The sequence below is a fragment of the Halalkalibacter kiskunsagensis genome (assembly GCF_037027555.1).
GTDB lineage: Bacteria > Bacillota > Bacilli > Bacillales > Bacillaceae_D > Halalkalibacter > Halalkalibacter kiskunsagensis.
On sequence record NZ_JAXBLX010000008.1, the window covers coordinates 49,015 to 62,652 of the forward strand.

Here is a 13,638-nt window from a genome sequence, read left to right on the forward strand (position 1 = left end):
CATAGAACTTATGCTCGGTTTTTTTCTCAAATTCACCATTATTTTTTAAAGGAGTGAGACTTAGTGGTTATTATACATGATGGTCATGTACATAGTCCCTATTGTCCCCATGGTAGTAAAGATTCTCTTCATAAATACTGTGAAGCGGCAATAGAAAATCAAATTCAAGGTATTACTTTTGCAGAGCACGCACCACTGCCTCCATCTTTTGTTGATCCAACTCCACAAAAGGATAGTGCAATGAGTCGTGCATTTCTAGAAGACTATATAAAGGAAGTTCAAGCAATAAAGCAATTCTACAAAGGAAAATTAAATGTATATCTGGGGCTAGAAATAGATTTTATTGAAGGGTTTGAAAAGGAGATATCTGACTTTTTGAACGAAGTAGGTCCGGTTTTAGATGATAGCATTCTATCGGTTCATTTCTTAAAGGTTGCCTCTGATTATCTATGTATTGATTATAGTCCTGAGGTATTTGGTGATGCGATTGTAAGGTTAGGTTCAGTAGAAGCTGTCTATAAGCTCTATTATGATACTGTAGCGAAATCTATTGAAACAGACTTAGGTCCGTTTCACCCGAAAAGAATCGGTCATATTACACTAGCACGAAAATTTCATAAAAAATTCCCAATATCATCCCCTTTCACTGATGAAACATTGGATATTTTAAAAAAAATAAAGAAAAAAGGATATGAGCTCGACTACAATGGAGCTGGTTGCATAAAACCATTATGCAGGGAACCCTATCCAAGTAACGTCATTATTGACCAAGCCATCAGCTTGGATATCCCATTAGTTTATGGGTCAGATGCACACCAAGCAAGTAGTTTGCTAAGCGGTTATCAACAACTTTCGCCTAATGCGAGCCTTAAAAAACCTCAAATATTATTGTGAGATAGACCTTGGTAGTAGATAAGACGTGGACGTACTAAGTTCCATATGTTTACAAAGGCAAAGATCAACCCACTGTCTTATGTGTTTCATATATCTGTCAATAAAATATGGTTCGGTTGTAGTAATTTGATACAATTCACTTAAATAGTGGGGAGATTGATACGGCATGATGATCATCGTACGTATATGAATAACAACAAAATCAATCGCCTGTTTTCTAAATTCTCCCCTTCTCATCCCAGTACGAATTAAGCCTTCTAGGTCGTGCTTTTCTTTTCTAAGGTATGTTGACATTAGTTCACGTACTAAGACAGAGTCCATTGTCATTTCGCGATGAACCATTCTAGCTACAAAATGATTCGTAGACTGATATTCAAGAAGTGAATGAATTAAGGACAACAGTTGATCTCTACATGAGCCAAACGTCTTATCTACTTCCCCTTTTATTACTTTAAGATACCCTTCAAGGAATTGAGTCATTAGTTCTTCGTATAGTCCTTTTTTTCCACCAAAATGATAGGAGACAAGTGCAACATTGACGTTCGCTTTACTAGCAATATCACGGACAGAAGTACCATCATAACCTTGCGTTTGAAAGAGTCGTACAGCAGCATCAATTATCTTTTCCTTTTTTGTTTCCTTCATAGTGGTAGTCCCCCTTCATTTCCTTCTCTAGTATTTGTTTCGTCCAAGATAGTCATTTTCCTCTAATAATCGCTCGACAAACCCCCTCTATTATTCAACAATTTTTTCATTTGTATTTCCTTCAAATAAGGTTAGGTTGAACTTCCTTCTAGTACAACTTACTCCCCTGCCTGTTCCGTACACGAAAGATTTAATTGGTAAACCTTCATTTACTTTCCATATCCAATTATACTATGCTTACTCCTACTTGCGAAAAATAAGTTATAAACTTTAGAAAAGGGTTATCTCTAGTTACTATTGACTTTTCATTTTTAAATTCATATAATGGTGTTTGTGTGAAATAAGACAGCCAAGGTAAACGTACATTGGTAGCCATTTTGTTCCTCGTGCGGCTGCATATCGAGGTGCATCGTGTAACTTCTAGCTGTCGAAGCGAAGATGCATGAAAGCAAAATGAACATTGTATGAGATTGCCAAGCGGTTGTTATTTTGCAACATCAAAATAACAAGGAGGAGTCAAATTATGGCTCGTTATACAGGTCCATCTTGGAAATTATCTCGTCGTTTAGGAATGTCACTAAGCGGTACGGGGAAAGAATTAGCAAAACGTCCGTATGCTCCAGGGCAACACGGTCCAACACAACGTAAGAAACTTTCTGAATATGGTTTACAACTACAAGAAAAGCAAAAGCTTCGTCACATGTTCGGAATTAATGAGCGTCAATTCCGTCGTATCTTTGATGATGCTGGTAAAATGCCTGGTATTCACGGTGAGAACTTCATGATTCTTCTTGAGTCTCGTCTTGATAACTTAGTTTACCGTATGGGTCTTGCTCGCACACGTCGTGCTGCTCGCCAATTAGTAAACCATGGTCATATTCTTGTTGATGGTAGTCGCGTTGATATTCCATCTTACCGCGTAAAGCCTGGTCAAACAATCGGTGTTCGTGAAAAATCACGTAACTTTGCTATCATCAAAGAATCTCTTGAAGGAACGGATTTTGTTCCAGCTTATGTAACATTCGATGCTGAAAGCTTAGAAGGAACTTACAGCCGTCTTCCAGAACGTGCTGAACTTCCTGCTGAAATCACAGAAGCTCTTATCGTTGAATTCTATTCACGTTAAGTCTTACAGAAAAAAGTCAGTCTATTGGACTGGCTTTTTTCCTTTTCTTAAGAATGACTTTTATAAAAAAGTCGAGAATCTTAATCTAAGTGTAGAGCAAACATATAAAAAGGGATTCATCAAAGTGATTCGAGTCTATATGTATTAGTATCTAAACTATATTAAGAATATGTTCATAAAAGCTCAATTTTTTCCCGCGTTCGCTTATTTCCTCTCTGCTTGGGTATCATTGAACTAATATAACGGTAAAAAAAACAAGTGTATAACTTAGGTGGTTATACACTTGATTCCCCTATACTAATTCTCGTGTTCTCAAATATTATCGGACTTACTTAGTCTTACCTCTCGACTTTATTTATTTTGTTACTTTCATAAATTTACGTTTTCCAACTTGAAGAATCAGATCTTCTTTCATATCCACCTGCAACTGTACATCTTCCACTTTTTCTTCGTTGATCTTCACACCGCCATTTTGGATCATTCTTCTCGCTTCGCCTTTAGAACTGAGCATCTTTAATTCAACGAGTAAATCAACGATCCATATTGCTGAGTCGCCCTCCCACTTTGTTTCAGGAATATCTGTAGGAAGTGCACGTTTTTGAAAAACAGTTTGAAAATAATTCTTTGCCTCATCAGCAGCTTCTTTACTATGGTACATCTCAACAAACCTAGCTCCTAAGTTCATTTTCGCATCTCGTGGATGAACTCTTCCCTCTTTCAAATCTGCTTCAAGCTTCTCAATTTCTTCCATTGGTAAGTCAGTAGCTAATTTGTAGTATTTAATCATTAACTCATCTGGAATAGACATAGATTTGCCGAAAATTTCATTAGGGTCTTCATCGATTCCAATATAATTATTTAACGATTTAGACATCTTTCTTTCGCCATCAAGACCTTCAATAAGGGGCAACGTCATTGCAACTTGCTTCTCTTTTCCATAAGCGTCTTGTAGCGTTCTTCCCATCAGAAGATTAAATTTCTGATCCGTTCCACCCACTTCAATATCCGTATCAAGTGCCACTGAATCATACCCTTGCATCAGAGGGTAGAAAAACTCATGTACAGAAATCGGTTGACCTGACTTATAACGTTTCTCAAAGTCATCTCGTTCTAACATTCTAGCCACTGTCATATTAGCAGCAAGCTTCACAACATCTTCAAATTGAAGTGGCTTTAACCATTCAGAGTTATAATAGATCGTTACTTTATCCATGTCGAGCACTTTTCCATATTGCTCAACATACGTTTCCGCGTTCCTCTTCACTTCCTCATCCGTTAATTGCTTACGTGTTTCTGATTTTCCAGTTGGGTCTCCGATTCGACCAGTAAAATCACCAATTAACATTTGAATTTCATGTCCTAATTCTTGAAACTGACGAAGCTTATGAAGCGGAACCGTATGACCAATATGAACATCTGGTGCTGATGGGTCCATACCAAGCTTAATTTTAAGAGGTTTTCCTGTTACTACTGATTTTTCAATTTTTTTTCTGAAATCAGCCTCCGGAACAATTTCAACAACCCCTCGTTGCAAATAGTCTAACTGTTTTTCTACTTCTGCTTGTTGCGCTTCTGTTAACTTCATCTCTTTTTCCATCATCCATACCTCATTTTCTATATTCTAGTCGAGTCAATCAAAAAAGGAAAAACCATCTTTTTGATCTATAAACTGCAAGGTTTTTCTCTTTGCGCGTCAGTTCTGTCAGACCTAGTCAGAACTTATAAAAAAAAGAGACCTCTCCCCTAAAAAAGGGACGAGGTCTCGCGATACCACCCTTGTTGAAGAAAAGAAATAGATTCTTCCCTCCCACTTCATTCATGTAACGGTATTATCCGTTCTTTGCTTATCACAAAGAAAGCTCCTGACTGTAATTCATCCTCTACCTTTGTACTAATTCACACCGACCATTAGCTCTCTTTTACAGGGAAGCAGGGACTACTTTCATCATTCTTCGCATTTCATATTCACTTATTGTTCTAAAATGTTTTTACCATATGTTTCTTACATTGTCAATTGACTTTAAACCATATCACCAATCGACACCATATGATATAATATTTACTGATATATGGGAGGTTTGCTATGAAAAATAACGTTTCAACATTAATAGAGAAACTCAAAAGGTTTCCAAAAAAATTGCATGAATTAAAAGTATTCCGTAGAATCGGCATTACATACCAAGTGTTTTGGAATCTATTTCTTATTTGTTTAATTGTTGGTTGTATGTCGCTCTTTTTCTTAGGTGGAACGGCTGCAGGTTATTTTGCTGCATTAGTAAAAGACGAACCGCTTCGTACGGCCGATGAAATGCGTACACAAATTTATGACTATGAAGAGACGAGTCAAGTATTTTTTGCTGACGATGTCTATTTAGGTGAGTTGCCTTCTGATATAGAAAGGCATCAAGTTGCTTTAGACGACATCTCTAAGCATTTAAAAAACGCAATCATTGCTACAGAAGATGAATATTTTTATGAACATGAAGGGGTTGTCCCTAAAGCAATTATGCGTGCAACCTTTCAGGAATTTGCGAATTCCACTCTTCAAACAGGAGGAAGTACATTAACACAGCAATTAATTAAAAATCAAATCTTAACTAACGAAGTTTCATTTGACAGGAAAGCAACAGAAATTCTCCTTGCGATGCGCTTAGAGCAGTTTCTTGATAAAGATGAAATCTTAGAAGCATATTTAAACATTGTTCCATTTGGTCGAAATGCATCAGGACGACAAATCGCTGGTGTTCAAGCTGCTGCAAGAGGAATTTTTGGTGTCGAAGCTAGTGAACTTTCCATTCCGCAAGCAGCCTATATTGCCGGTTTGCCACAAAGTCCATTTGGATATACCCCATTCTTACCCGGTGGTGAAATTAAAGAGAACTTAGATCCTGGCTTAAACCGAATGAGAACGGTTCTATCAAGAATGCTAGATGCTAAATTTATTACACAAGAAGAATATGAGGAAGCACTAGCGTATGACATTCGTGAGCATTTCCCAGAACCAACAACTGCATCGATTGAGAAGTATCCTTATTTAACGAATGAGGTATTACGTCGAGCAGCGGATGTTTTAGCAGAGCAAAAATTGCTTGCTAGTGACAATGATCTTAAAGAGCTAACAGAAGATGAGAAAGTCGAATTACTATCTCGTTATCGTGAAGATGCTGCAACAGAATTACGAAGCAGCGGATACAGAATTCATACAACAATAGATGAAGGCATTTATACAGCTATGCAAGAAGCTGTAAAAACAGATCACCTTTTTGGTCCGGAGAAAAATGGTCAACAAGAAGAAGTAGGCGCTGTCTTAATTGAAAACCATACTGGTGCGATTAAAGGCTTTGTTGGTGGGCGTGAGGAAGTTTATGGCAGAGAGTTCAATCGTGCCACACGAGCGTACAGACAGAATGGTTCAACTATGAAACCACTGCTTGCGTATGCGCCTGCTATGGAAATTGGAGCTGTCCAACCTGGAATTGTAGTCCCAGATACACCACATAATTACACAGGTGGAGGTCCTATCTCAAACTTTGATCATGGGCATCAAGGATTATTGTCCGTTCGACAGTCACTCGCTCGTTCTCGTAATGTCCCAGCAGTTCGGGCCTTTCAGATGGTACCACATGAGCAGTTAAGTGAAACGTTTCTAAAATTAGGATTTCAAATGGAATATGAAGGTGAACCATTTGAATCAGCTGCCCTTGGCGCTCCTCGCGTCACAGTAGAACAAAATACGAATGCATACGCTACCTTTGCGAATGGTGGAAAATATGTTGAGTCGTATTTAATTAATCGAATTGAAACACCTGGTGGAGAAATAATTTATGAACACAAACCGATTGAGGAAGATGTTTTCAGTCCACAAACAGCCTATTTAACGATTGATATGTTACGAGATGTATTAAAAGCGGGCGGGACCGCTAGTTCTCTACCAGGCAGATTGAGCTTTTCTGCAGACTGGGCAGGAAAAACTGGTACATCAAGTAATACTCGTGATTCCTGGTTTGTCGCAACGAATCCAAATGTAACATTAGGCGTGTGGATTGGCTACGATCAGAGTGAACAAATTTCTACCACTGTTAATGGATTAAGGTACGGGCCAAGAACACAACAAATATGGGCTAATCTTGCGAATGCTGCCTACAAAGAGCAACCAAGTTTAATGGCTCCTAGCGAACGCTTTGCAAGACCAGACGGAATTGTCTCACGCTCTATTTGTAGCCTAACTGGTTTGCTTCCATCTAAAATATGTCAAGATGCTGGACTCGTAACAACAGATTTATTTAACTCGAAATTTGTTCCTTCTAAGACTGATGACAGCCTAGACAACGCTCGTTATGTTACGATAAATGGAAAGAACTATTTAGCTCTCTCCTCTACACCTTCAGAGTTTACTGAAGAAGGTGTCATGGTCTCAGACGACTTTTGGAACATTAGTGACATTTCTCGTTATCTACCTGATAATATGAAAAACTTAATTACCGATGAAAAAGCTCCAAATAACGGTCGCAAACCTGATGTCGTATCAGGAATCGGATTAAATGGCAATACGCTCTCATGGTCAAAGCATTCCGACAACGATATTGTTGGGTATCGTATCTACAGAGCTGCAAACGGAAGTACAGATTATAAGTTATATAATCATGTAAAAGGAAATGAAAGCACGAGCTTTACGGTCAATAATGACTCTTACTCTTATTATGTAACAGCCGTCGATTCTGAAGGACGGGAATCATCAGCTTCTTCATTTGCAGAAGGATCTAACTATGCATCTGATCCTGAACCTGAGCCTGATCCTGAGCCTGAGCCTGAGCCTGAGCCTGATCCTGAGCCTGATCCTGAGCCTGATCCTGAAGAAGACGAGAATGAGGCTAATAACGAGGAAGAAAAAGAAGACGAAGAAGAGGATGTGGATTAATTATAATGGTCAGCCTTATCTGCATGAAGGCTGACCATTTTTCCTAAACTAGTCTTAGTCTTACTCAAAAAGGATCTGACTCAACTTTAGAGACAGATCCTTTTTGGACATTACTGAACTAATCTTCCATCGTAGACAGATCACCTGTTGGTAAATCTAATTCCCATGCTTTTAATACCCGTCTCATAATTTTACCACTACGAGTTTTCGGAAGTTTTTCTCTAAACTCAATTTCACGTGGTGCTGCATGCGCTGCGAGACCTTTTTTTACAAAGTTACGAATATCTTCTTTTAATTCCTCCGTGATTTCATATCCATCACGAAGGGCTACAAATGCTTTAATTATTTCCCCTCTTACAGGGTCAGGCTTTCCTATCACTCCTGCTTCTGCAACAGCAGGATGTTCGACAAGCTTGCTTTCTACTTCAAATGGACCTACACGTTCACCAGAAGTCATAATGACGTCATCAATACGGCCTTGGAACCAGAAGTATCCATCTTCATCCATGTAAGCAGAATCTCCTGAAACATACCATCCGTCTATTTCAAAATAGCTGTTGTATTTTTCTTCATTTTTCCAAACAGAACGCATCATTGAGGGCCATCCTTTTTCAATAGCCAAATTCCCCATTCTGTTAGGAGGTAGCTCGTTGCCTTTATCATCAATAATCGCTGCCTTAATGCCCGGTATAGGTTTTCCCATAGAACCAGGACGAACTTCCATCGCTGGATAGTTACAAATAACTTGTGCTCCTGTTTCTGTCATCCACCATGTATCGTGAATACGGAGGTCAAATACCTTCTTTCCCCACCGAACTACTTCAGGGTTAAGAGGTTCACCAACACTTAGCATATGACGAAGGTTTGAAAGATCATACTTCTTAACAACCTCATCACCCGCACTCATTAACATTCTAAAAGCTGTTGGTGCACTATACCAAACTGAAACTTGATAGCGCTCTAACGTTTCATACCAATCTTGCGGACTAAAACGGCCACCTCGTATGACATTTGATACCCCAACTAACCAAGGACCAAAAATACCATATGACGTTCCTGTTACCCAGCCTGGATCTGCTGTGCACCAATAGACATCATCGTCCTTTAAATCTAATACCCATTTGGCAGTTTGATAATGTTGAATCATTGCATTATGAACATGCAAAACTCCTTTCGGTTTCCCTGTCGAACCAGAAGTATAGTGAAGAATTAAACCATCCTCACGATCAACCCACTCGATTTCAAACTCTTCACTTGCACTATTTAAACGAGTTAGTAAATTCAAATATGAACCATTCTCTTCATATGACTCATCGACAATGAATACTGTCTCTAAATTAGGTAGGTCATCAACTGGCACACGCTCTAAAAGGGCTGGGGTTGTGATAAGTACTTTTGCTTCGCTGTCTTCTAAACGATCCCGTACAGCGCCTTCCATAAATGCTTCAAATAATGGACCGACAATCGCACCCACTTTAATGGCACCAAGAACCGAAAAATAAAGTTCAGGAGAGCGTGGCATAAAGATGAATACTCGATCGCCTTTTTCTACCCCCGCATCTCGAAGAACATTCCCAGCTTTATTAGAATAACTTTTCATATCACTAAATGTATATTGTTCTTCGCGTTTTGCATCACTATAATAGAGTGCTACTTTTTCTGCTTTCTCTCCTTTTGCATGCCGGTCAATTGCTTCATAAGCAAGATTAACTTTCCCTGTTTCACTCCACGAAAACTGTGCTTCCGTTGTCTTCCAATCAAAAGACTGAGCAGTCTCTTCATAGCTCACTAAATTATGGTTTCCTTTTACAGATGGAAGCGCTTGCATATTCATAATACATCTTCCTCTCTTTTATGTATTTACACTTTATAGTATAATACATACAGAATATTATATCAATTTCAAATTTTACCTATAAGGTAATTTATTGAATTTTTGTTAAAAATATAGAATCTGGTCTTATTTTTGACAAATCATTGACGAAAAGGCTACATCGGTCTTTCATCATGTATAATGAAACGGAAATCGGCTGAAGCGGCTACTGAAAAAGGTGGTTACATAATTATGATTCATGAAAAGACATATTATTCTATAGAAGTTCCTTTTAAAGGACGCACTCTAATCTTAGAAGGGCCTATTTCTTCAGAATCGTTGCATTCGTATGACTTTCATACAGGCCTTGTTGCCTTTCGTCCCCCAAAACAACAAAAAGAAGCTTTACTAGGAATAGCCGATTTACCCGAGGGTAGAATCAATGTTGTGCGTGATGGAAACATGATTGTCGGATACGTTACTTTTCTTTACCCCGACCCAATGGAACGTTGGTCAGAAGGAAAAATGGTTGACCTTATTGAACTAGGGGCCATTGAGATTGCACTTCAATACCGCGGTGCACAGATTGGAAAAAACTTACTCAGATTTTCTATGAAAGATAATGCTATGGAAGATTATATTATCATTACAACAGAATATTATTGGCACTGGGATTTAAAAGGAAGCGGGTTAGACGTTTGGGGCTATAGAAAAATAATGGAAAAGATGATGAATGCTGGTGGATTAGAATGGTTTGCTACAGATGATCCCGAAATTTGCTCCCATCCTGCAAACTGTTTAATGGCTCGCATCGGAAAAAGGGTTAACACGGATTCAATCCAACAATTTGATCAACTTCGCTTTCAAAATAGATTTATGTACTAAAGGTGGTGTTTACAATGATTATTGAACAAATTATGAAACGTGATGTCATTACCGTTATTGAATCGTCTACCATTAAAGAGGCGATGCAGCTGTTAGAACTTCATCAAATTCGGCACATTCCTATTGTAAATGAACAAAAAGAATTAGTTGGGATTGTTTCTGATAGTGATATTAGAGATGCTAGTCCTTCTATTTTTCACTTTACAGATCATTTGGAGGATTTCTTGAAACCGATTTCTTCTATTATGAAGAAACATGTCATTACAGCACACCCACTTGATTTTGTTGAAGAAGTGTCCACGCTTTTTTACGAACACCACATTGGTTGTTTACCAATCTTGGATGGTGATAAATTAGTAGGTATTGTTACTGAAACTGACATGCTACACACATTGGTTGAATTGATGGGAGCCCACCAACCTAGTTCGCACATTGAAGTAAAAGTCGAAAACATTACTGGGAAACTATCAGACATCGCTGCTATTTTTAAAGATTTAAAAGTAAATATTACAAGTGTACTTGTATATCCCCATTTAGACCCTGCTTTTAAAGTACTTGTGTTCCGGGTGCAGACAATTGACCCTCGTAAAGTTGTGAAAGTAATTGAGGAAAAGGGATATGATGTTATATGGCCAAGTGAGCCTGGAATGTTATGATGAAAAAAGATGCGGTTTTTATCTTTTCTAATGAACAATTATCCTACCGATTTAATGATAAACACCCTTTTAATCATTTACGATTACAACTTACGTACGATTTATTAAAAAGTGTTGATGTACTAAGCGAAGAGTTCATTCTTCCTCCTCGAATAGCTACAGATGAAGAGATTGCCTTAATACATGACGAAGCATATATTAAGGCTGTTCAATTAGCAGGACAAGGCAAGTTAAATGAAGCAATTGCCGCTAATTACGGTTTAGGCACGGACGATACTCCTATTTTCAATCAAATGCATGAAGCAGCAGCTTTGTTAGTAGGTGGAACATTAACAGCAGTCGATGAAGTCATGCAGGGACGCGCTAACCATGCCCTGCACCTTGGAGGAGGGCTTCATCACGGTTTTAAAGGAAAAGCTTCAGGTTTTTGTATTTACAACGACAGTTCTATCGCGATTGAATACATGAAGCAAAAATACGGAGCTCGTGTTTTATACGTAGACACAGACGCACATCATGGTGATGGCGTACAATGGGCTTTCTATGACGACCCAGATGTCTGTACATTAAGTATTCACGAAACAGGGCGCTATCTCTTTCCAGGAACTGGCCAAGTACATGAAAAAGGAGCTGGAAAAGGATACGGGTTTTCAATCAATGTACCTGTTGATGCGTTCACAGAAGATGATTCATTTTTAGAGGTGTATGAAACTTCTTTTCGAGAGGTTATTGAATTTTTTAAACCAGATGTCATTCTTACTCAGAACGGTGCCGATGCTCATCATTTTGACCCGCTTACTCATCTTTGTTCAACCTTTAAGACATATAAAAGGATTCCGGAATTAGCTCACAAACTTGCTCATCAATATTGCAATGGTCGTTGGATTGCAGTTGGTGGGGGTGGCTATGATATTTGGCGTGTTGTTCCTCGTGCTTGGGCATATATCTGGCTAACAATGACCAACCAAACTAGTTATTTGGAGCAGTTCCTTCCAAATGACTGGCTGGCAAAATGGAAAGAACAAGCCCAAGGCGAATTACCAACAATGTGGGATGATGGAAAAATAGTGCCAAACATCCCAAGAAAGCCTGAGATCACCGAAAAAAACAAGAAAACATTAGAAAAAGCGCTATATCATATTCGAAATGAAATGAATAGGTAATCAAATTTGAGGATGTCTCAATTGGTCTAATCACCTGAGACATTCTCCATTACACATTTAGTTTGTATGCTTTAAAATGTTCGACACAAGTAAATGTGATTGTTCACTAGCAAGCTCGGTAAATTCATTGAAACTCATTGATGCCTCACCATTTGCTTTATCTGACATCGAACGAATAATGACAAAAGGTACTTCATTCATCGAAGCAACTTGAGCAACAGCAGCCCCTTCCATTTCAACACAAGCTGCATCAAAGTCTTCACGTAGTGTTTCAACGTAGTCTTGGTTCGATATAAATTGATCACCACTAACAATTCTCCCTTGTAATATATGGCGATTTGTTGATTCCTTAGCTACCGCAGTTGCGATTTCAATAAGACTTTTGTCTGCCTGAAAATCGGAAGATCCTTCAAAATAAGGAATTTGGCCTTTCTTAAATCCTAATGCCGTCACATCAATATCATGTTGCATCGCACTTGTTGAAATAACGAGATCGCCAACATTCAATGTTTCATCTACCGCTCCAGCCACTCCAGTAAATAAAATATGAGTCGTCGCAAACTTATCGATTAGTAATTGACTGGTCATTGCCGCATTCACCTTCCCTACTCCACATTTACAAAGGATCATCCCCTTTCCATGCATTGTTCCTTCATAAAATGTAACTGACGCATATCGATGTGTCTTTTTCACTGTCATTTCCGTTTTCATACGTTCAATTTCTTCGTTCATTGCTCCGATAATTCCATACTTCATGTTGTAACCTCCCACTTAAAATAAAAAAAAGCGACATTACGCTACAATCTACCTCCAGCAAAAATCAAAATAGCCTTCAAGCAAAAGCTTCACTAGCTCTCACATTAGCCTATCTCCTTACTTGAGACAAAAATGTTGCAGTCACTTTAAAACGTATCTCCGTCGTCATGAGTAGGATCTGAAATAACAATGACTACTCTTCGATTGATTTGTAAATTTTCAGTTGTTGTATTGGGAACAACGGGACGAGTGTCTCCGTAACCAGTCGCAATATATCTATTTGGTTCAAGATGATGAGTGCCAATTAAAAAGCGTATTACGCTACTTGCACGCGCACCAGATAGCTCCCAGTTTGATGGGTAACGAAAAGTTGAAATCGGACGGCTATCCGTATGCCCTTCCACTTTAACGAAATTTGGAATTGCTACGAGCAAAGTACCAACTTTACTTAAGAATGGTTTTGCATCAGGAAGTAATTCCGCCTCTGCTGATTCAAACAACGTTCTTTCTTGCAAAACAAGAACGACTCCACGCTCATCACGAGTAGCAGAAATGTGCTCTGTTAACTCATTATCTACTAGAAATTCCGTTACTTCGTTTAGTAACTTGTCCATATCAACTTCTAAGCCATTTTCCTCATAATCACTTTCATTTAGAGAATCATTTCGTTCATCAACGTGTATTTCATCAGGGGCTCAATTCCATCTACAGCAAGCAATACACCTTTTTTAATAAACGGATCTTCCACTTCATCTAACCCAACTTCAAGTGCTAGTAACCCT

11 protein-coding genes and 1 other annotated feature are annotated in these 13,638 nt (G+C 38.5%); of the genes, 6 read left to right on the plus strand and 5 right to left on the minus strand.

The features are described from left to right. Positions 1 to 63 precede the first annotated feature (63 nt). Positions 64 to 894 carry a histidinol-phosphatase HisJ gene (gene hisJ, locus SLH51_RS06340; RefSeq protein WP_335960005.1) on the plus strand — a complete coding sequence of 277 codons (831 nt, stop codon included), beginning with the start codon at positions 64 to 66 and terminating at the stop codon, positions 892 to 894. Here hisJ and refZ read toward each other — a convergent pair. Beyond that, positions 886 to 1,539 (minus strand): forespore capture DNA-binding protein RefZ, encoded by a 654-nt coding sequence (refZ, locus tag SLH51_RS06345; RefSeq protein ID WP_335960007.1) that lies wholly within the window; start codon positions 1,537 to 1,539, stop codon positions 886 to 888. The two genes, hisJ and refZ, sit on opposite strands and share 9 nt — an antisense overlap. 523 nt (positions 1,540 to 2,062) lie before the next feature. On the opposite strand from refZ, the gene rpsD reads away from it, so the two are divergent. Beyond that, positions 2,063 to 2,665 (plus strand): 30S ribosomal protein S4, encoded by a 603-nt coding sequence (gene rpsD, locus SLH51_RS06350; protein ID WP_335960008.1) that lies wholly within the window; start codon positions 2,063 to 2,065, stop codon positions 2,663 to 2,665. 355 nt (positions 2,666 to 3,020) lie between these two features. On the opposite strand, the gene tyrS is transcribed toward rpsD, so the two are convergent. Further along, positions 3,021 to 4,262, minus strand: a complete 1,242-nt coding sequence (gene tyrS, locus SLH51_RS06355; RefSeq protein WP_335960134.1) for a tyrosine--tRNA ligase — start codon at positions 4,260 to 4,262, stop codon at positions 3,021 to 3,023. Positions 4,263 to 4,412: 150 nt separating this feature from the next. Then, positions 4,413 to 4,627 (minus strand) — a binding site (T-box leader). 121 nt (positions 4,628 to 4,748) lie between these two features. Between tyrS and SLH51_RS06360 the strand changes: the two genes are divergently transcribed. Further along, positions 4,749 to 7,583, plus strand: a complete 2,835-nt coding sequence (locus SLH51_RS06360) for a transglycosylase domain-containing protein (protein ID WP_335960010.1) — start codon at positions 4,749 to 4,751, stop codon at positions 7,581 to 7,583. Between the two features lie 118 nt (positions 7,584 to 7,701). Here the strand turns inward: SLH51_RS06360 and acsA are convergent, their stop codons facing one another. After that, positions 7,702 to 9,417, minus strand: a complete 1,716-nt coding sequence (gene acsA / locus SLH51_RS06365) for an acetate--CoA ligase (protein WP_335960011.1) — start codon at positions 9,415 to 9,417, stop codon at positions 7,702 to 7,704. A gap of 231 nt (positions 9,418 to 9,648) precedes the next feature. On the opposite strand from acsA, the gene SLH51_RS06370 reads away from it, so the two are divergent. The 3 genes from SLH51_RS06370 to SLH51_RS06380 are packed head-to-tail and all read left to right on the plus strand — an operon-like array spanning position 9,649 to position 12,100. Then, entirely contained in the window at positions 9,649 to 10,281 is a 633-nt protein-coding gene (locus tag SLH51_RS06370; protein WP_335960012.1) for an N-acetyltransferase, read from the plus strand. Positions 10,282 to 10,295: 14 nt separating this feature from the next. Continuing rightward, complete coding sequence (locus SLH51_RS06375) at positions 10,296 to 10,937, plus strand: acetoin utilization AcuB family protein (protein WP_335960013.1); 642 nt, start codon at positions 10,296 to 10,298, stop codon at positions 10,935 to 10,937. After that, the gene (locus tag SLH51_RS06380; protein WP_335960136.1) at positions 10,937 to 12,100 is read left to right on the plus strand and encodes an acetoin utilization protein AcuC; all 1,164 of its coding nucleotides are present in this window, start codon (positions 10,937 to 10,939) and stop codon (positions 12,098 to 12,100) included. The genes SLH51_RS06375 and SLH51_RS06380 overlap by 1 nt, the downstream gene beginning before the upstream one ends. A gap of 57 nt (positions 12,101 to 12,157) precedes the next feature. Here SLH51_RS06380 and SLH51_RS06385 read toward each other — a convergent pair whose 3' ends face one another. Both SLH51_RS06385 and SLH51_RS06390 read right to left on the minus strand, forming a co-directional pair. Then, positions 12,158 to 12,856 (minus strand): 5'-methylthioadenosine/adenosylhomocysteine nucleosidase, encoded by a 699-nt coding sequence (locus SLH51_RS06385; protein WP_335960015.1) that lies wholly within the window; start codon positions 12,854 to 12,856, stop codon positions 12,158 to 12,160. A gap of 146 nt (positions 12,857 to 13,002) precedes the next feature. Further along, positions 13,003 to 13,470, minus strand: coding sequence for an OmpA family protein (locus SLH51_RS06390; RefSeq protein ID WP_335960017.1), 468 nt, complete (start codon positions 13,468 to 13,470; stop codon positions 13,003 to 13,005). Positions 13,471 to 13,638 lie beyond the last annotated feature (168 nt).

What these genes read in the sequence shown, in the direction of transcription:
- refZ (WP_335960007.1), bottom strand. Translation starts at nt 1,539, where the DNA reads ATGAAGGAAACAAAAAAGGAAAAGATAATTGATGCTGCTGTACGACTC.
- rpsD (WP_335960008.1), top strand. Translation starts at nt 2,063, where the DNA reads ATGGCTCGTTATACAGGTCCATCTTGGAAATTATCTCGTCGTTTAGGA.
- tyrS (WP_335960134.1), bottom strand. Translation starts at nt 4,262, where the DNA reads ATGGAAAAAGAGATGAAGTTAACAGAAGCGCAACAAGCAGAAGTAGAA.
- SLH51_RS06360 (WP_335960010.1), top strand. Translation starts at nt 4,749, where the DNA reads ATGAAAAATAACGTTTCAACATTAATAGAGAAACTCAAAAGGTTTCCA.
- acsA (WP_335960011.1), bottom strand. Translation starts at nt 9,417, where the DNA reads ATGAATATGCAAGCGCTTCCATCTGTAAAAGGAAACCATAATTTAGTG.
- SLH51_RS06370 (WP_335960012.1), top strand. Translation starts at nt 9,649, where the DNA reads ATGATTCATGAAAAGACATATTATTCTATAGAAGTTCCTTTTAAAGGA.
- SLH51_RS06375 (WP_335960013.1), top strand. Translation starts at nt 10,296, where the DNA reads ATGATTATTGAACAAATTATGAAACGTGATGTCATTACCGTTATTGAA.
- SLH51_RS06380 (WP_335960136.1), top strand. Translation starts at nt 10,937, where the DNA reads ATGAAAAAAGATGCGGTTTTTATCTTTTCTAATGAACAATTATCCTAC.
- SLH51_RS06385 (WP_335960015.1), bottom strand. Translation starts at nt 12,856, where the DNA reads ATGAAGTATGGAATTATCGGAGCAATGAACGAAGAAATTGAACGTATG.
- SLH51_RS06390 (WP_335960017.1), bottom strand. Translation starts at nt 13,470, where the DNA reads ATGGACAAGTTACTAAACGAAGTAACGGAATTTCTAGTAGATAATGAG.